16 protein-coding genes and 1 tRNA gene are annotated in these 17,297 nt (G+C 60.6%); 16 read left to right on the top strand and 1 reads right to left on the bottom strand.

The genetic code is table 11. The annotated features are described in order from the left end of the window. Window positions 1-44 precede the first annotated feature (44 nt). Window positions 45-2,183 (top strand): sodium-translocating pyrophosphatase, encoded by a 2,139-nt coding sequence (locus ACQZ5G_RS04130; protein WP_127757565.1) that lies wholly within the window; start codon window positions 45-47, stop codon window positions 2,181-2,183. A gap of 76 nt (window positions 2,184-2,259) precedes the next feature. Here the strand turns inward: ACQZ5G_RS04130 and ACQZ5G_RS04125 are convergent, their stop codons facing one another. Further along, window positions 2,260-2,790: an outer membrane protein assembly factor BamE gene (locus ACQZ5G_RS04125; protein ID WP_003520808.1), complete on the bottom strand. Its 531-nt coding sequence runs from the start codon at window positions 2,788-2,790 to the stop codon at window positions 2,260-2,262. 271 nt (window positions 2,791-3,061) lie between these two features. On the opposite strand from ACQZ5G_RS04125, the gene ACQZ5G_RS04120 reads away from it, so the two are divergent. The 15 genes from ACQZ5G_RS04120 (at window position 3,062) to ACQZ5G_RS04050 (ending at window position 17,251) form a co-directional block, all read left to right on the top strand. Then, window positions 3,062-3,601, top strand: coding sequence for a ubiquinol-cytochrome C chaperone family protein (locus ACQZ5G_RS04120; protein ID WP_448737037.1), 540 nt, complete (start codon window positions 3,062-3,064; stop codon window positions 3,599-3,601). Window positions 3,602-3,609: 8 nt separating this feature from the next. Beyond that, a complete protein-coding gene (locus tag ACQZ5G_RS04115) occupies window positions 3,610-4,173 on the top strand; it encodes a YceD family protein (protein WP_003520810.1) in 564 nt (187 codons plus the stop codon). 98 nt (window positions 4,174-4,271) lie between these two features. Next, window positions 4,272-5,333, top strand: coding sequence for a phosphate acyltransferase PlsX (gene plsX, locus ACQZ5G_RS04110; protein ID WP_035261625.1), 1,062 nt, complete (start codon window positions 4,272-4,274; stop codon window positions 5,331-5,333). Window positions 5,334-5,337: 4 nt separating this feature from the next. Then, window positions 5,338-6,309 (top strand): beta-ketoacyl-ACP synthase III, encoded by a 972-nt coding sequence (locus tag ACQZ5G_RS04105; protein ID WP_059752548.1) that lies wholly within the window; start codon window positions 5,338-5,340, stop codon window positions 6,307-6,309. Window positions 6,310-6,553: 244 nt separating this feature from the next. Further along, a complete protein-coding gene (locus ACQZ5G_RS04100) occupies window positions 6,554-6,892 on the top strand; it encodes an integration host factor subunit alpha (RefSeq protein ID WP_003502236.1) in 339 nt (112 codons plus the stop codon). Window positions 6,893-7,165: 273 nt separating this feature from the next. Beyond that, window positions 7,166-7,699, top strand: a complete 534-nt coding sequence (locus ACQZ5G_RS04095; protein ID WP_003520813.1) for a MerR family transcriptional regulator — start codon at window positions 7,166-7,168, stop codon at window positions 7,697-7,699. A 162-nt stretch (window positions 7,700-7,861) separates the two neighbouring features. Next, window positions 7,862-8,590, top strand: a complete 729-nt coding sequence (locus ACQZ5G_RS04090) for a nuclease (RefSeq protein ID WP_448737036.1) — start codon at window positions 7,862-7,864, stop codon at window positions 8,588-8,590. Window positions 8,591-8,824: 234 nt separating this feature from the next. Beyond that, window positions 8,825-8,910, top strand: a tRNA-Leu gene (locus ACQZ5G_RS04085). Window positions 8,911-9,066: 156 nt separating this feature from the next. Beyond that, window positions 9,067-11,571 carry a heavy metal translocating P-type ATPase gene (locus ACQZ5G_RS04080; RefSeq protein ID WP_448737035.1) on the top strand — a complete coding sequence of 835 codons (2,505 nt, stop codon included), beginning with the start codon at window positions 9,067-9,069 and terminating at the stop codon, window positions 11,569-11,571. Between the two features lie 12 nt (window positions 11,572-11,583). Then, a complete protein-coding gene (locus ACQZ5G_RS04075) occupies window positions 11,584-12,594 on the top strand; it encodes a 2Fe-2S iron-sulfur cluster-binding protein (protein WP_448737080.1) in 1,011 nt (336 codons plus the stop codon). Window positions 12,595-12,605: 11 nt separating this feature from the next. Then, entirely contained in the window at window positions 12,606-13,094 is a 489-nt protein-coding gene (cueR, locus tag ACQZ5G_RS04070; RefSeq protein WP_003520818.1) for a Cu(I)-responsive transcriptional regulator, read from the top strand. Between the two features lie 72 nt (window positions 13,095-13,166). Next, the gene (locus tag ACQZ5G_RS04065) at window positions 13,167-14,111 is read left to right on the top strand and encodes an ABC transporter permease (RefSeq protein WP_020810438.1); all 945 of its coding nucleotides are present in this window, start codon (window positions 13,167-13,169) and stop codon (window positions 14,109-14,111) included. Continuing rightward, window positions 14,101-15,006 carry an ABC transporter permease gene (locus ACQZ5G_RS04060; RefSeq protein ID WP_020810437.1) on the top strand — a complete coding sequence of 302 codons (906 nt, stop codon included), beginning with the start codon at window positions 14,101-14,103 and terminating at the stop codon, window positions 15,004-15,006. The genes ACQZ5G_RS04065 and ACQZ5G_RS04060 overlap by 11 nt, the downstream gene beginning before the upstream one ends. A 139-nt stretch (window positions 15,007-15,145) precedes the next feature. Beyond that, window positions 15,146-16,228: an ABC transporter ATP-binding protein gene (locus ACQZ5G_RS04055; protein ID WP_448737034.1), complete on the top strand. Its 1,083-nt coding sequence runs from the start codon at window positions 15,146-15,148 to the stop codon at window positions 16,226-16,228. 12 nt (window positions 16,229-16,240) lie between these two features. Continuing rightward, window positions 16,241-17,251 carry an ABC transporter ATP-binding protein gene (locus ACQZ5G_RS04050; RefSeq protein WP_003520823.1) on the top strand — a complete coding sequence of 337 codons (1,011 nt, stop codon included), beginning with the start codon at window positions 16,241-16,243 and terminating at the stop codon, window positions 17,249-17,251. Window positions 17,252-17,297: the final 46 nt, after the last annotated feature.

Below are 17,297 nucleotides of genomic sequence, written 5' to 3'. Positions count from 1 at the left end.
GCCGGGGAGGGAGTGAGACCCGGCCTTTTGGGAGGTAAGTGCGCATGACCGTAATACCCATAGTAATTTTATGCGGTGTCCTGTCCGTCGTTTACGCGGTATGGGCCACCAAGAGCGTTCTCGATGCCGATCAGGGCAACGAGCGTATGCGTGAAATAGCAGGTTTTATCCGTGAAGGTGCGCAGGCTTATCTCACCCGTCAATATCTCACCATCGCCATCGTCGGACTGATCGTCGCCATTCTGGCCTGGTATCTTCTGTCATCCATGGCAGCCATCGGCTTCCTCGTCGGCGCGGTGCTGTCCGGCGTCGCCGGCTTTGTCGGCATGCATGTCTCCGTGCGCGCCAATCTGCGCACCGCGCAGGCCGCCTCGCACAGCCTTTCCGCCGGTCTCGATATCGCCTTCAAGTCGGGCGCCATCACCGGCATGCTGGTGGCGGGTCTCGCGCTGCTCGGCGTCTCCATCTATTATTTCATCCTCACCTCGGTGATGGGCCATCCGGCCGGCTCGCGTGAGGTGATCGATGCGCTGGTGTCGCTCGGCTTCGGCGCATCGCTGATTTCCATCTTCGCCCGTCTAGGCGGCGGCATCTTCACCAAGGGTGCGGATGTCGGCGGCGATCTCGTGGGCAAGGTCGAGGCCGGCATTCCCGAGGACGACCCGCGCAACCCCGCAACCATTGCCGACAATGTCGGCGACAATGTCGGCGACTGCGCCGGCATGGCGGCTGACCTCTTCGAGACCTATGCCGTCTCTGTCGTCGCGACCATGGTTCTCGCCGCGATATTCTTTGCCGGAACGCCGATACTGGAAAGCGCCATGGTCTATCCGCTGGCGATCTGCGGCGCCTGCATTCTGACCTCGATTGCCGGCACCTTCTTCGTGAAGCTCGGCACCAACAATTCCATCATGGGGGCGCTCTACAAGGGCCTCATCGCCACCGGTGTCTTCTCGGTTGCCGGTCTTGCAGTCGCCACTCATGCGACGGTCGGCTGGGGCACGGTAGGCACGGTAGCCGGCATGGAAATCACCGGCACCAACCTCTTCTTCTGCGGATTGGTCGGTCTTGTCGTGACGGCGCTGATCGTCGTCATCACCGAATATTATACCGGCACCAACAAGCGGCCGGTCAACTCCATCGCCCAGGCCTCGGTCACGGGTCATGGCACCAACGTCATCCAGGGCCTTGCGGTCTCGCTCGAATCGACGGCGCTGCCGGCCATCGTCATCGTCGGCGGCATCATCGGCACCTACCAGCTCGGCGGGCTGTTCGGCACTGGCATCGCGGTTACCGCCATGCTGGGTCTGGCGGGCATGATCGTGGCGCTCGACGCCTTCGGCCCGGTCACGGACAATGCCGGCGGTATCGCCGAAATGGCCGGTCTCGATCCTGACGTGCGCAAGGCGACCGACGCGCTGGATGCCGTCGGCAACACCACCAAGGCCGTCACCAAGGGTTATGCCATCGGCTCTGCCGGTCTCGGCGCACTGGTGCTATTCGCCGCCTATGCCAATGATCTCTCCTATTTCGCCGCCAATGGCGATACCTATCCCTACTTCAAGGATATGGGCGAGATTTCCTTCAGCCTCGCCAATCCTTACGTGGTTGCCGGCCTGCTGTTCGGCGGCCTTATCCCCTATCTCTTCGGTGGTATCGCCATGACGGCGGTGGGCAAGGCGGCAAGCTCGATCGTCGAGGAAGTGCGCCGCCAGTTCCGCGAAAAGCCCGGCATCATGGCCGGAACGGAAAAGCCTGATTATGGCAAGGCCGTGGACCTGCTGACACGGGCGGCGATCAAGGAAATGGTCATCCCGTCGCTCCTGCCGGTTCTGGCGCCGCTCGTCGTTTATTTCGGCGTGCTGGCCATTTCCGGCTCCAAGGCGTCGGCCTTCGCGGCACTTGGCGCATCGCTGCTTGGCGTCATCATCAACGGCCTCTTCGTGGCGATTTCCATGACCTCCGGTGGCGGCGCATGGGACAATGCCAAGAAGAGCTTCGAAGACGGTTTCATCGACAAGGACGGCGTGCGCCACGTCAAGGGTTCGGACGCCCACAAAGCGTCGGTGACGGGCGATACGGTCGGCGATCCCTACAAGGATACCGCCGGTCCCGCCGTCAACCCGGCGATCAAGATCACCAATATCGTGGCGCTGCTACTGCTTGCGGTTCTCGCCCACTGAGGGCTTAGGTTCCGACAAATGAAAAAGGCCCGGGGAGCGATCCCCGGGCCTTTGAATTTTCCGTTTCTTCTTCCGATCAGGGGGTGTTGTTGCCCTGACCGAGAATGCTCTTGGCGATATTGGCGCCCGAGGTGCCGCCGGAAAGCAGCTGCTGCAGGAAGGTGAGGTCCTTGCCGCCCGTCGGCGTGGTGCGCGAAATCGTGTCGAAGACCTTGCCGTCCTGCAGCGTATAGTTGGCCTTGCGCTCGATCACGCCGTCCTTGTTGAAATAGATCGCGAGAATGTTCTGCTCGACCAGCGCCGGCTTCATGAAGGCCGCGCGGCGCACGCGCTTCTGCGAGATGTAATAGAAAACCTCGTTGCCGAAGGTCGCGGTGGTGGAGGGCGTGCCCATGGTCAGCAGAACCTGCTCGCGGCTCGAACCTTCCGGGATCAGCTGGAGCGACTGCTCGTCCATGACGTAGCCGTTATGGAACACATCGGTCGTGCTGCTGCAGGCGGAAAGCAGGCCGGATGCGAGCACGATTGCGATGGCGGTCTTGCTCAGAACATTGCCGTGACTTGCGGATTTCTGCTTGCTCAACTGCTTTTCCCCGACTGCGATCATGAATGGCACCTTCCGGCATTGCGTGGTGCACAGTGTCTGTGCACATGATTGTGTCAATCCGGGGACGGAAAATCCCGGTCACTCCCCAAATTCAATGCTTTCCCGGTCTTTTGGAACTCCTCCGGTTCTCTTCGACTGTTTCAGGCGAAAGACGAACGTGACCGCGACAGCATTGCAATTCGTGGATGCTTCGGTAAACCAGCTTTGACGATCATGCAACAAGTGCGATGGGCGGTAAGCGAATTCACCCGTCCCGTTCGGAAAAAAAACGATGATATTCGGGCTGTTCAAGAAGAAAAACAACAATCGCGCCATTGTCGACCGGCAATATGCGACTTTGACGGCCGCTGCCCGCACGCCCGCTTTCTATCTCGATCTCGGTGTTCCCGATACGGTCATGGGCCGCTTCGAGATGCTGTCGATCATCATGATTCTCTATTTCCGCCGCACCAAATCCTCCGATGTCAGCGGTCAGGAGATCGCCCAGGAGATCGTCGACGCCTTTTTTCAGGACCTCGATCATTCCATTCGCGAACTGGGAATCGGCGATCAGGGCGTGCCGAAGCGCATGAAGAAATTCGCCGGCATGTTCTATGGGCGGCTGGAATCCTATGCGGCGGCGCTGGATGCTTCCGACCGCGTCGCCCTTGCCGCGGCGCTCCGGCGCAATATATATCCGCAGGTAGATGAGAAGGCGCCCGATATGGAGGGGCTGGCAGGCTGGATGATGGACACATCCACGCAACTTGCCGCCCAGTCCGAAGACACAATAGCAACCGGAAGCCTGACGCTGCCCTTGCCTGGACGATGAGGTTCACGATGAACGCGCGACACCCTGCAAATGACGACCTGCCTTTTTCCTATCCCGTAAAGGTAGGCCATATTTCCGCCAATCCGGTCAGGATTGGTCTCGAAGCCAGTGCTGAGGAACTTAAGGCGCTGGCGAAATTCTGGAATGTGGTTTCCGTCGAATATCTGAAGGCGGAGCTGCAAGTTTCCCGCTGGAAGAAGGATGGCGTCAAGATCAAGGGCGAAGTGCATGCGGCGGTAACGCAATCCTGCGTCGTCACGCTGGAGCCGGTCTCGAGCAAGATCGATGAGACCGTCGAGCAGATTTTCGTTCCGGAAGGTTCGAAACTGGCGCGGATGGTGACCAATGAGGAAGGCGAGATCGTGCTCGACCCCGACGGTCCGGATATTCCCGACCAGTTCACCGGCGACAGCATCGACGTCGGCGCGGTGGTTGCCGAATTTGCGGCACTCGCGATCGATCCCTATCCGCGCAAAGCGGATGCGGAATTTGCCGAAGCGGCCGAAAAAGAGCCTGAAGAAGAAAAGCGCCCGTCGCCCTTTGCCGTGCTCAAAGATTGGAAAAAAGACTGAATGGCCCCGTTGGGCTGAAATAATTTTATTGTAACGAAGGCCGGAAAAGGTATTTTCGCGCAAAACCGCTGATTGGCGGGAAGAAGGATAAGGGACGAGTGATCAGAATTGCAATTGACGTCATGGGTGGCGATTTCGGCCCAGATGTTGCCATACCCGGTGCCGCCAAGGCGCTTGAACGGCACAACGATGTAACTTTTCTGCTCTACGGGCAGAAGAGCAAATGCGACCCCATTCTGGCACAATATCCCGCACTTCGGGAAAAGTCGGTCTTTCACGATTGTGAAGTCTCGGTCAGCATGGACGAGAAGCCGAGCCAGGCGCTGCGTCGTGGCCGCTACGTCTCCAGCATGTGGCGCGCCATCGAGGCCGTGAAACTCGGGGAGGCGGATGTCGCCGTTTCCGCCGGCAATACCGGCGCGCTGATGGCCATGGCGAAATTCTGTTTGCGCACCATGGCGCGGGTGGAACGCCCGGCAATCGCCGGCATCTGGCCGACGCTGAAGGGCGAAAGCATCGTGCTCGACATCGGCGCGACCATCGGCGCCGATTCCCAGCAGCTTCTGGATTTCGCCCTGATGGGCGGCGCCATGGCGCGCGCGCTCTTCGATATCGACCGTCCGACCGTCGGACTGCTCAATGTCGGCGTCGAGGAGGTCAAGGGTCAGGAAGAGGTGCGTGAGGCCGGACGTCTGATCCGCGAAGCCGATCTCGCCACCATCGATTATCGCGGTTTCGTCGAAGGCGACGATATCGGCAAGGGCACGGTGGATGTGGTGGTGACCGAAGGTTTCACCGGCAACATCGCACTCAAAGCCGCCGAAGGCACCGCCCGCCAGATCACCACGCTGCTGCGTGAGGCGATCTCCCGCAGCTTCTTCGCCAAGATCGGTTATATTCTGGCGAAAAGCGCCTTCGACGTACTCAGGGAAAAGATGGACCCGCGCAAGGTCAATGGCGGCGTGTTTCTCGGCCTGAACGGCATTGTCATCAAGAGCCATGGCGGCACGGATGCCATCGGTTTTGCCTCCGCCGTCGATGTCGGCTACGACATGGTCCACAACGGCCTGACGGCCAAGATTGAAAATGATCTGAAGATTTACCACGCAAGACGGCTTCCGCCCCCGGCGCCCGAAGCTCTCGTGGCTGACGAGGAATAAGGGAATGATCCGCTCTATAGTCCGTGGTTTCGGGGCAGCGCTTCCGAAGCGTGTCATGACCAACAGCGAAATCGAAGGGGTCGTCGAGACTTCCGACGAATGGATCGTGCAGCGCACGGGCATCAAGCAGCGCTATATCGCCGGCGAAGGTGAAACCACCGCGTCTCTCGGCGAAGCGGCGGCGCGCGCCGCGCTCGATAATGCCGGCCTGACGCCCGACGATATCGACCTCATCATTCTGGCCACTTCGACCCCGGATAACACCTTTCCGGCAACGGCGGTGAATATCCAGAACCGTCTTGGCATGACCCATGGTTTCGCCTTCGATATGCAGGCCGTCTGCTCCGGTTTCGTTTATGCCGTATCGACCGCCGATCTCTATATTCGCGGCGGCATGGCCAAGCGCGTTCTGGTGATCGGTTCCGAGACCTTCTCGCGCATCCTCGACTGGAAGGACCGCACCACCTGCGTTCTCTTCGGCGACGGCGCCGGCGCGCTTGTTCTGGAGGCCGGCGAAGGCGAGGGCACCTCCGCCGATCGCGGCATCCTGACGGCGCAGCTTCGCTCCGACGGCTCGCACAAGGAAAAGCTCTATGTCGATGGCGGACCTTCCACCACAGGCACGGTCGGCCATCTGCGCATGGAAGGCCGGGAAGTGTTCAAACACGCCGTCGGCATGATCACCGACGTCATCGAACAGGCCTTCGAGGCGACTGGCACGACGTCCGACGATCTCGACTGGCTGGTTCCGCACCAGGCCAACAAGCGCATCATCGACGGTTCGGCAAAGAAGCTCAACATCGACCCGGAAAAGGTCGTGATCACCGTCGATCAGCACGGCAATACCTCGGCCGCCTCCATTCCGCTGGCGCTCGCCGTTGCCGCCGGTGACGGACGCATCAAGAAGGGCGATCTGGTCATGCTGGAGGCCATGGGCGGCGGCTTCACCTGGGGCGCGGTGCTGCTGCGCTGGTAAAGGCCTGATTTCCGCGTTTGCCGGGGCGATGGCGCGAAATCGGTTGTGATTTTCGCGCTCTCGCCCCGATTGGAAGCGCCGGAGCGGCCCGAGGCTGTGTCAAAACCGTATCAGTCGCTCTAAGCCCTTGCACTGATTGCCGAAAGCCTCAAATGAATCTGGAACAATCCCTTGACCGGTCGCCACAAGGGAAATAATCTCGGCGGCTCCTAGAGAAGAGTTCAGACACGGTTTGTGGGGAAAAATGGCCGGGAAGACAGTGACACGCGCAGATCTTGCAGAATCTGTGTTTCGTAAAGTCGGGCTGTCCCGCACCGAATCCGCCGAGCTGGTCGAAACGATCATCGACGAAATATGCAACGCGATCACCCGCGGCGAAGTCGTCAAGCTCTCTTCCTTCGCAACTTTCCAGATCAGGGAAAAGAACGAGCGCATCGGCCGCAACCCGAAGACGGGTGAGGAAGTTCCGATTTCGCCGCGCCGCGTCATGACCTTCAAGGCCTCGAACGTGCTGAAGCAGCGCATTCTGAAGGCCCATACGGCCCGCAAGGCCAAGCAGAAGGGCCAGAAGGCGGGGGCATAATCCCTCACTCAAGGTCGGAGCGACACGCCTTTTTTGCCGTATCGCAAGCCTTTTTCCCCATTCTTCTTGTGAACATACTTGAATTTCAACGTGCAAGCCGTTGAAATCCAGTCGACTCACATCATAATCATTTTAGTGATTTGTATCTCGCCGCGACGGCGTCGGCGCGGGGTCGTAACCGACTTTGCGTGGTGTTTGACCGGCGGGTGAAAAGCGTTCTCGTTCAGTGTCCGGCCGGATGCATGGCGCTCCGGTTCGGATGGGAGTGGAAATTTGGATAAAAGCCCCGACGCGTTTCGGACGATCAGTGAAGTGGCGGATGAGTTGAACCTGCCGCAGCATGTGCTGCGTTTCTGGGAAACACGCTTTCCGCAGATCAAGCCGATGAAACGGGGCGGGGGCCGCCGTTATTACCGTCCTGACGATATCGATCTCCTGAAGGGCATTCGTCACCTTCTTTATGACCATGGCTACACCATCAAGGGCGTACAGAAGCTACTGAAAGCCAATGGCAACCGCTTTGTGGCGGCAATCGCCTCCGGTGATCTTGCGACCATGGAAGCCATCATGGCGGCGAGCGGTGAAAAGGAAGTCGCCGAACCGCGTGTCGTCGATACCGATGGGGACGAGGTCGTCGGTCGACCGAAGGCCAAGCCAAGCGGCCGTTTTTTCGGCTTCGGCGGTGGCGGCGGCGATGCGGAAATATCGGTCGGCAAGTCGAGCATCGGCAAGGATGATCAGGCGCTTTTGCAGGAAGCCCTGTTCGATCTTCTCGAATGCAAGCGCCTTCTCGATCAGGTTCGCTGAGGGTTTATCCACAGCTCATTTGCGTGCTTTCCATTCGGGAAATCGAGAAAACAAGGGGTTAGGCGTTTTCCCGATTCTCTGAAAAACGAAAACGCCCGGCAATGCCAACCTTTCGGAAACTCCTTTGGCCGATAATGCGGCTCCGTAAAAAGGAGTCCGATCGTGAGCAATCGAAAATCGACAGCACGACGCCGCACGGCGAAGAAATCGGGTGGCGGCAGCGTTTGGCCCTGGGTGCTGATGCTGGGCGTCGTTGCCGGCGGCATTCAGGCTTACGAACATCGCGACAGTCTTTTGCCGCAGCGGCATGTTGCAAAGGCGACATCTCCGGCCACGAGTTCTTCGAAAGTCGCGACGGCGGCCAAACGCGATTCCGTCACGCCGGAAAAAGTGGCATCCATTCGCCCCGCATCGCCGGCTCTGCCCGGCAACGGCCCGGTGCCGCCGCGCCCGATCGCCATGCCGTCCGTCTCGCAGCCGAGCCAGGTTGCCGCTATCCTGCCGGAAACGCGCCCTTCGGTCGAAAAAATCTCGCTCGGTGAAAAAAGCGGTACATTTGCCTTTTGCGGTCGTTCCGGCCTCAACAATTGCGTGGCCGATGGCAACACCTTCTGGATGAAGGGCGTGAAAATGCAGCTTGCCGGCATAGAAGTGCCGCAGATCGACCGGGCGCGCTGCATGGAAGAGCGCCAGCGCGGCTTCGTTGCGAAGGTCAGGCTTCGCGATATGCTGAATGCCGGCGCCTTCGATGTGGCGTCCTCCGCTGCTGCGGGCGGGCAAGCCACGGACCGCAAACGGCTTTCGCGTTCGGGCGTATCCTTCGCCGATCAACTCGTGCGGGAAGGGCTCGCGCATCCGGCATCGGCAAAAAATCAGTCCTGGTGTGGCTAAAGCGTTCTCGCTTTTCTTCGAATCGGAAAAACGTTCCAGCTCTTTGTTTGCCGCATTTCCGGACGGAAAACCGGGTTCCACTTTTCCTGGAAATGCTCCGAGGCCCCGTTGACCGAAACGGTTCGGCCTGTGTAGATGAGGCTCAGTCGTGTTTGGGACCGGCCCCAGGCCGGGCGCCAGAAGCATGACGATTTTTTGCAGCGCCCCTGCCGAAACGGTACGCGGCGCGGCAATGCGGACGTGGCGAAATCGGTAGACGCAGCAGACTTAAAATCTGCCGACCATTGGTCTTGCGGGTTCAAGTCCCGCCGTCCGCACCACTTTTTTCCCCTTACTTAATCGTGTGTGAGCTGGCGTAAAACACCCGTTCACGTGCACGGCATGGTCACTTGAAAATCATCAAAAAGAACCTATTGACCTTGCCACGATGGGAAGCCCTATCTTTTTTTTAACACAAGAAAAGAGGGGTCATACGCATGTCACAAATGGAGATCCGGGCGAGCCATCAGATTGCGATCGATGGCATGACATGCGCCTCCTGTGTCGGCCGCGTTGAAAAGGCGATTGCCAAGGTGCCGGGCGTTCTGAAAGCTTCGGTCAATCTGGCAACGGAACGTGCCGACATTTCCTTTTCCGGGCCGCCGGATGTGCCGGCCGTTATCGAGGCAGTGCGGCAGGCCGGTTACAGCGTCGAAGAGAAAACCATCGAACTTGATATTGAGGGCATGACCTGCGCCTCCTGCGTCGGACGTGTCGAAAAGGCGTTGAAGGCCGTTTCCGGTGTTTCCGGTGCAAGCGTCAATCTGGCGACGGAGCGCGCCACCGTCCGCGTCGCCGGCAACGCCGCCTCTGCGGCCAATCTGGCGGACGCCATCCAGCGGGCGGGCTATAAGGCGAACGAGGTTGTCGCCGACAAAGCCAGAGATGGAGAGCAGGACAAGCGCGAGGCGGAACTGCGCAGCCTCAAAATCAGCCTCGCCGTCGCCGTTGTTCTGACGCTACCGGTTTTCGTGCTGGAAATGGGGTCGCATCTGGTGCCCGCCATCCATGATTTCGTGATGGAAACGGTCGGCATGCAGGAAAGCTGGTATCTGCAATTTGCGCTGACGACGCTGGTTCTGTTCGGGCCTGGCCTGCGTTTCTTCAAAAAGGGCATACCCGCACTTCTGCGGTTGGCGCCGGACATGAATTCGCTCGTCGTGCTGGGCACCGCCGCCGCCTGGGGATTTTCGGTTGTCGCAACCTTCATGCCCAAAATCCTGCCGAGCGGCACGGCCAATGTCTATTACGAGGCGGCGGCGGTCATCGTCACGCTCATCCTTCTCGGACGTTTTCTGGAAGCGCGCGCCAAAGGCCGCACCAGCGAGGCGATAAAGAGGCTGGTCGGCCTGCAGGCCAAGTCCGCCCGCGTGCTGCGCGATGGCGAAACCATCGATGTGCCGTTGCAGGATGTGCGCACCGGCGATGTGATCGTCGTTCGCCCCGGCGAGAAAGTACCGGTCGACGGGCTGGTCCTCAGTGGCTCTTCCTATGTCGATGAATCGATGATCACAGGCGAACCGGTGCCGGTCACCAAGGCGGCGGGTTCCGAAGTCGTCGGCGGCACGGTCAACCGCAACGGTTCTTTCACGTTCCGCGCCACCAAGGTCGGCGCCGATACGCTGATCGCCCAGATCATCCGCATGGTCGAGGAGGCGCAGGCCGACAAGCTGCCCATTCAGGCGCTGGTGGACAAGGTGACCAACTGGTTCGTGCCGGCGGTGATGCTGGCGGCGCTCGTCACCTTCATCGTCTGGTTCGTTTTCGGGCCTGATCCGGCTCTGACCTTTGCGCTGGTCAATGCGGTTGCGGTGCTCATCATCGCCTGTCCCTGCGCCATGGGCCTTGCCACGCCGACCTCGATCATGGTCGGCACCGGCCGCGCCGCCGAAATGGGCGTGCTGTTCCGCCGTGGCGATGCGCTCCAGACGCTCCGCGATGCCGATGTGATCGCCGTCGACAAGACCGGCACCCTGACGCTCGGCAAACCGAAACTGGTGCATTTTACCACAACAGAGGGATTCGATGCGGATGAGGTGTTGCGCCTCGTCGCCTCGCTGGAGAACCATTCCGAACATCCGATTGCCGAAGCGATCGTCGAGGCTGCGAAACATGGCGGCCTGACGCTTGCCGATGCGGAAGGCTTCGAGGCGACCCCCGGTTTTGGTGTTGCAGCCATGGTCGACGGTCGCCGGGTGGAAGCGGGCGCGGACCGGTTCATGACCAAACTCGGTTACGATGTCGCGATGTTCGCAGACGATGCCGAGCGGCTGGGCAGGGAAGGGCAGTCGCCGCTCTATGCCGCCGTCGATGGCAGGCTGGCCGTGATCATCGCGGTTGCCGATCCGGTCAAGCAGACGACCCCGGAGGCGATTGCGGCGCTGCATGCACTGGGTCTGAAAGTCACGATGATCACGGGTGACAATCGCCGCACCGCTGAAGCCATCGCCCGTCGGCTCGGTATCGATGAAGTGGTGGCGGAAGTGCTGCCCGACGGCAAGGTGGAGGCCGTCAAGAGGCTTGCCGCCGGCGGGCGACGTGTCGCCTTTGTCGGCGATGGCATCAACGATGCGCCGGCGCTGGCCGCCGCCGATGTCGGCCTTGCCATCGGCACGGGCACGGATGTCGCCATTGAAAGCGCCGATGTGGTGTTGATGTCCGGTGATTTGCGCGGCGTTGCCAATGCCATCGCGCTCTCCAAGGCCACGATCCGCAATATCGGCCAGAACCTGTTCTGGGCCTTCGCTTACAATGCCGCTCTCGTTCCCGTGGCGGCCGGAATATTGTATCCTGTCAACGGCGTTCTGCTGTCGCCTGTCCTTGCCGCCGGAGCCATGGCGCTTTCCAGCGTCTTCGTCTTGACGAATGCGCTGCGCCTGAAAAGCTTCCGCGCGCCGCTGGTGGACAGATCGTCCGGCATGCAGCTCGCAGCGGCCGAATAGGAGGCGGACATGATGACGCCTGGCAACACAATCTATCTGCCGCAGATCGGACGCAGCATCATGGCGGCGCAGGGTGAGACCGTGCTCCAGGCCGCACTGGCGGCAGGGGTCACCTATCCGCATGGCTGTCGCATGGGCCGCTGCGGCGCCTGCAAGTCGCATCTCATTTCCGGCGAAATCGATCTTCTCAAGCATACGCCCTTCTCCTTGACCGAAGAGGAGAAAGCCGAGGGCCTGACGCTCGCCTGCCGGGCCGTGCCGTTGAGCGAAATGACGATCAGCTGGCTCGACGGGGAGGATGAGATCGCCGATATTCCGACCGGCCGCTTTGAGGGCGTGGTTGCGGAGGCGCTGGATGTGACGCACGATATCAAGCTCATCCGCATCCGGCTCGACGATCGCAGGCAGTTTACCTTCAAGCCCGGACAATATGTGCGTCTGCTTTATCCCGACTGTTCGCCGCGTGATTATTCCATTGCCAGCAGGGTGGATGAGGAGCTGATTGAATTCCACATCCGGCATGTTCCCGGCGGCATGACGAGCAGCCGCATCTTCTCGCTCGCTAGCGCGGGTGACCCCGTCACGATAGTCGGGCCTTTCGGCTCTTCGTTCCTGCGGGAAAAACATTGCGGGCCGATCCTCGGCATTGCCGGCGGTTCGGGGCTCGCTCCCGTCAAGGCGGTTGTCGAGGCGGCGCTCGCAACGGGCCGCGAACGACCGGTTCATGTCTATTTCGGCGCGCGCGCCGAGCGTGATCTCTATATGCTCGACCGCTTCGGAGACCTTGCCGCGCGGCATGGCAATCTGAGTTTCGTTCCGGTTCTCTCGCATGAGGAACATGCCGATATCCGGTGCGGTTATGTCGGTGCGGCCGTGGCGGATGATTTCGACGATCTCGATGGCTGGAAAGCCTATATTGCAGGCCCGCCGGCCATGATCGAGGCGACGGTGCCGCAGCTTCTGGCGCGCGGCATGCGCACCGCCGACATTCATGCAGACGTGTTTTTCACCCCGGAAAGATAGGAGCAGGATCGATGAATATTGGCACAGCCGCCACCGCATCCGGTGTTTCTGCGAAGATGATCAGGCATTACGAGACAATCGGCCTGATCAAATCGGCAAACCGCACGGAGTCCGGATACAGGGTCTATACGGCCAATGATCTGGAAACGCTGCGTTTCATCCGGCGCGGACGCGATCTCGGCTTTTCCATCGAAAAGATCAGGCAGCTCATGACGCTCTGGCGCGATCCGGGCGGCGCCTCCTGCGATGTCAAACGCATCGTCATGGAACATGTCGTCGATCTGGAAGCGAAGATGCATACGCTTCGCGAGATGGCCGATACGCTGCGAAACCTCGCAACCTATTGCCCTGACAACGGTGAGCCGGATTGCCCGATCATCCATGATCTCGCCCATGCCGAGGATATCGATTTTACGACCGTGGCCATCGTGCCCAAGCGCACCGGAATGTTGAAGGGCACCTCCGGTCCGGTGATGGATCTACAGCGCCCGGTGAAATAAGCGGCCGTTTTCCTTTGGGAAACGGGCGCGGATTGCAGTGCAGACGCCAATTGTGGTGAAGGAGACCAAGCCATGTGGATACAGATAATACAGCGCTTCCTTATTCTGTGCCTGATGCTGGCGATCGTGTCCGTCATCGCGTTTCTTTTGCCCTATATGGCGGGCGGCGATCCGGCCCGCACCATTCTCATGTCGCGCATGCGCGATACGGCGCTCGATCCTCACGCGGTCGAGGCGCTCAGGGTCAGCCTCGGGCTGGACCGCCCGCTCTATGTGCAATATTTCGCTTGGTTGTCGGGCGCGCTGCGGGGCGACCTCGGATTTTCCTTCACCAGCAGTCAGCCGGTCGCCGCCGAGCTTTTGCGGTCGCTCTGGGTGTCGGTGACGCTGGCGCTGACGGCGCTGGCGGTCGCGGTGGCCGTCGCCCTGCCGCTCGGCACCCTGGCGGCGATGCGTCCCGGCGGTCGGCTGGACAATTTCGCGACGCTGATGATCCAGACCTTCGTTGCAACGCCCGAATACTGGTTTGCGCCGATGTCGGCGCTGGTCTTTGCGCTCTATCTCGGCTGGTTGCCCTCGGCCGGATGGGATAGCTGGCGTTCGCTGGTGCTTCCCGCACTGACCCTGACGCTGCGGCCGCTTGCCTATTTCACCCAGGTGACGCGCGCCGCAATGGCCGAGGTTCTGCGCGCGCCCTATATCACGGCGGCCCGCAGCCGCGGTCTCGGCATGCATGGTACGGTCATGCGCCACGGCATCCGCAACGGCTCGCTGCCGGTGGTCACCTTCTTCGCCCTGTGGCTTGCCGGTCTGCTTGGCGGATCGGTGGTCGTGGAAGTGATCTTCGCCATTCCCGGCATGGGCCGGCTTCTCTACGACGCCGTGGTCAATCGCGACATTCCGATGCTGCAGGGCGGTTTCATCTGCATCGTGGCGCTCTCCATCCTGATCAATACCCTGGCCGACAGCTTTTATGTCCTGATCAATCCAGCAATGCGAGCTCACCATGACCATTAGCCACTTCCCGAGCGCGTCTGCCGCCGCCATGCCGATGACCACGCCCAAGCGCCCTTCGAACCTCGCCCGGTTCACGGATTTCATCCGCCGCCGGCACTGGACCTTCTATGCGGGATCGGCGATTTTTCTCGTCATCATCCTGCTGCTGGTGATCGCGCCGTGGATTTCGCCCTATGATCCGGCAAAGCAGAGCCTTCGGCTCAGGCTGAATGCGCCGAGCGCCGCCTATTGGCTTGGGACGGACCATCTCGGGCGCGATGTCTTGAGCCGGCTGTTGATCGGCGGCCGCTTCACGGTCACGATTGCCGCCATCACCGTCATTCTGTCGGTCGTGATCGGAACCTTCATCGGCATCATCAGCGGCCGCAGCCGGGGCATCCTCGACGAAGTGCTGATGCGCATCGTGGACCTGCTCATCGCCATACCGGATGTGGTGATCGCGATTTTCCTCGTCGCCATTTTCGGTCCGGGATACGGAACGCTGATCGCGTCGCTGACCATCGTCGGCTGGACACCTTTTGCGCGGCTGGCGCGGGGACTGACGCTCTCGATCAATTCCCGCGAATATATCCGCGCGGCAGAGGTGCTCGGCTGCACACGGCGCTTCATCATCTTTCGGCATATCATTCCCAACACGATCTGGCCCATTGCGGCCGTGGCGTTCCTGCGCTTTGGCCACAAGCTGATCACGGTGGGCGGATTGTCGTTTCTGGGCCTCGGCGTACAGCCGCCGGCCGCCGACTGGGCGCTGATGCTGGCCGATGCGCAGGCTTACGCGGAACGGATGCCCGTTCTCGTCATCGCACCGGGCCTGGCGATTTTCCTGGCGGCGCTAAGTGTGACGTGGATCGGCCATGGCCTGAACCTGGAAACGAAAAAAACCAACGGTCATTGACGCCTGCCAACGGGCAATGGTCGATTTGACGATTGTCAAACATAGATGACGCAACGGAACCGGAAGGAGAGTAATATCGTCTGAAGCCGCATGAAGAATACGCAATGCCTCCGATTCAATAAAAATAAGGGGAACTCTTATGAATATCGAAGGACAAACGCTTGCCAATACGGCCATGTCCCCTGAATGCGCACCGCTTCTGGAGATAGAGGACCTGCACGTTTCCGTGCCGGCGCAAAATGGCCGCAAGTTTGTTATTTCGGGCCTGACGCTTTCCGTCAACGCCGGAGAAGTCGTCGCTCTCGTCGGCGAATCCGGGTCGGGCAAGAGCATGACGGCGCTGTCGCTGATGCGGCTTTTGCCGCAGGGCGCGGAAATCAATTCCGGCCGTATTTCCTTTGCCGGGCGCGACATTCTCGCTCTTTCATCTTCCGAACTCGATGCGCTGCGCGGCGCCGATATCAGCATGCTGTTCCAGCAGCCGCAGGCCATGCTCGACCCGACCAGCCGGGTGAGGACGCAGGTGGCGGAGCCGCTCTGGATTCACCGTAAAATGAGCCGGCACGCCGCACTTAACCGGGTCGTCGGTCTCTTGTCGGATGTCGGCATTCCCGATCCGTCGGCGCGGGCGCAGTGCTTCGCCCACGAGCTTTCCGGCGGCATGGCGCAACGTGTGATGATTGCGGCCGCACTCTCCGGCAATCCGCAGCTTCTGATCGCCGATGAACCAACGACGGCGCTTGATGTCACGGTTCAGGCACAAATCCTGCGCCTGCTCGACGACGAACGCCGCAAGCGCCGGCTTGCCACGCTTCTCATCACCCACGATCTCTCGGTCGTTGCCGCTTTTGCGGACCGGATCGCGGTCATGTATGCCGGCCGCATCGTCGAAGAGGGGCCGACCCAGGCGATCCTCAAGGCGCCGCAGCACCCCTATACCAAGGCGCTCATCAGCTGTTCGCTGTTGACCACCGACAGCGAGGGGCAGTTGCTGACGATCCCCGGCTCCAGTGCGCAGGCCCATGACATGTCCTGCGGCTGCCGGTTTCATCCGCGCTGCGCGCTTGCCAATTCGGCAGGCATGAGCGGCCGCTGCATGGCCTCGGAACCGGATCTGAATGCCTTGCCCGAAGGGCGCAAGGCGCGGTGCTGGGCGGTCGGCCACGACGATGCCAACCACGATCATGCCGGTCACGATCATGCCGGTCACACGGTCTGCTGAGGGAGGGCGACGATGCTAGCGACAGCGACGACACAGACCCCGCCATCGGCGGAAAACGGCAAGCGGCCCTTCGTGGTCGCGAAGAACCTTTGCAAATATTATCCCATATCGGGCTTCGGTCACCGTGTGGTGAAATCCGTCGACGATGTTTCCCTCACGATCGGCGAGGGGGAAGTGCTTGGTCTCGTCGGTGAATCCGGATGCGGCAAAAGCACGGTTGCCGGGCTGATTACGCGGCTGACCCATGCAACGAAAGGCGAGGTCAGCATCGGGCAGAACGATATGCTGCACATGCAGGGCGAGGCGCTTCGGCGCATGCGCCGGGTCGTGCAACTGGTGTTTCAGGACCCTTATTCCGCGCTCGATCCGCGCATGCGTATCGGCCAGAGCATGGAAGCGCCGCTTGCCCAGCATGGCATCGGCACGCGCGAGGAGCGCACGGCCCGGGTTTTCCGGATGCTGGAAGAGGTCGGCCTCGACGGCTCTTTTTACGATCGGTATCCGAGCCAGTGTTCCGGCGGCCAGTTGCAGCGCGTCGTCATCGGCCGCGCGCTGCTTCTCAATCCGAGCTTCCTTGTCTGCGACGAACCGACATCGGCGCTCGACGCCTCGATGCGCACGCAAATCCTGAACCTTCTGATGGACATGAAGCGCCGTCACGGTTTGACGGTTCTGATGATTTCCCACGATCTGCGCGTGGTGCGTTATCTCTGTGATCGCATCGCCGTGATGTATCTCGGACGCGTCGTTGAAATCGCCGACCGGGAGGAACTTTTCCGGGCGCCGAAGCACCCCTATACCAAGGCTCTCATAGCATCGTCGATGCTGGACGAGACGGGGTTATATGCACCGGAGATGCTTCTGGACGGCGATCTGCCGAGCCCTCTCAATCCTCCGAACGGCTGCAAATTCCACACCCGCTGCAAATATGCGACCGAGATATGCGGCGAGGTGGAACCCGTTCTGGAAGGCGTTTCCGGCGAGCATTTCGCGCGCTGCCATCGCTGGCGGGAATGGGGCTGACGGACAACGCAGTTACAGTTTTCTGTTGCCGTAAAAACAGATGAAT

Source organism: Agrobacterium sp. 22-214-1, assembly GCF_053522465.1.
This window is presented reverse-complemented; position numbering and strand designations above follow the sequence as displayed.

Excerpts from the sequence above, each read along its gene's own strand:
- ACQZ5G_RS04060 (WP_020810437.1), top strand. The coding sequence starts at position 14,101 with ATGACCATTAGCCACTTCCCGAGCGCGTCTGCCGCCGCCATGCCGATG.
- ACQZ5G_RS04055 (WP_448737034.1), top strand. The coding sequence starts at position 15,146 with ATGAATATCGAAGGACAAACGCTTGCCAATACGGCCATGTCCCCTGAA.
- ACQZ5G_RS04120 (WP_448737037.1), top strand. The coding sequence starts at position 3,062 with ATGATATTCGGGCTGTTCAAGAAGAAAAACAACAATCGCGCCATTGTC.
- ACQZ5G_RS04105 (WP_059752548.1), top strand. The coding sequence starts at position 5,338 with ATGATCCGCTCTATAGTCCGTGGTTTCGGGGCAGCGCTTCCGAAGCGT.
- ACQZ5G_RS04100 (WP_003502236.1), top strand. The coding sequence starts at position 6,554 with ATGGCCGGGAAGACAGTGACACGCGCAGATCTTGCAGAATCTGTGTTT.
- ACQZ5G_RS04130 (WP_127757565.1), top strand. The coding sequence starts at position 45 with ATGACCGTAATACCCATAGTAATTTTATGCGGTGTCCTGTCCGTCGTT.
- ACQZ5G_RS04080 (WP_448737035.1), top strand. The coding sequence starts at position 9,067 with ATGTCACAAATGGAGATCCGGGCGAGCCATCAGATTGCGATCGATGGC.
- ACQZ5G_RS04115 (WP_003520810.1), top strand. The coding sequence starts at position 3,610 with ATGAACGCGCGACACCCTGCAAATGACGACCTGCCTTTTTCCTATCCC.
- ACQZ5G_RS04125 (WP_003520808.1), bottom strand. The coding sequence starts at position 2,790 with ATGATCGCAGTCGGGGAAAAGCAGTTGAGCAAGCAGAAATCCGCAAGT.
- ACQZ5G_RS04065 (WP_020810438.1), top strand. The coding sequence starts at position 13,167 with ATGTGGATACAGATAATACAGCGCTTCCTTATTCTGTGCCTGATGCTG.
- cueR (WP_003520818.1), top strand. The coding sequence starts at position 12,606 with ATGAATATTGGCACAGCCGCCACCGCATCCGGTGTTTCTGCGAAGATG.
- ACQZ5G_RS04075 (WP_448737080.1), top strand. The coding sequence starts at position 11,584 with ATGACGCCTGGCAACACAATCTATCTGCCGCAGATCGGACGCAGCATC.
- ACQZ5G_RS04050 (WP_003520823.1), top strand. The coding sequence starts at position 16,241 with ATGCTAGCGACAGCGACGACACAGACCCCGCCATCGGCGGAAAACGGC.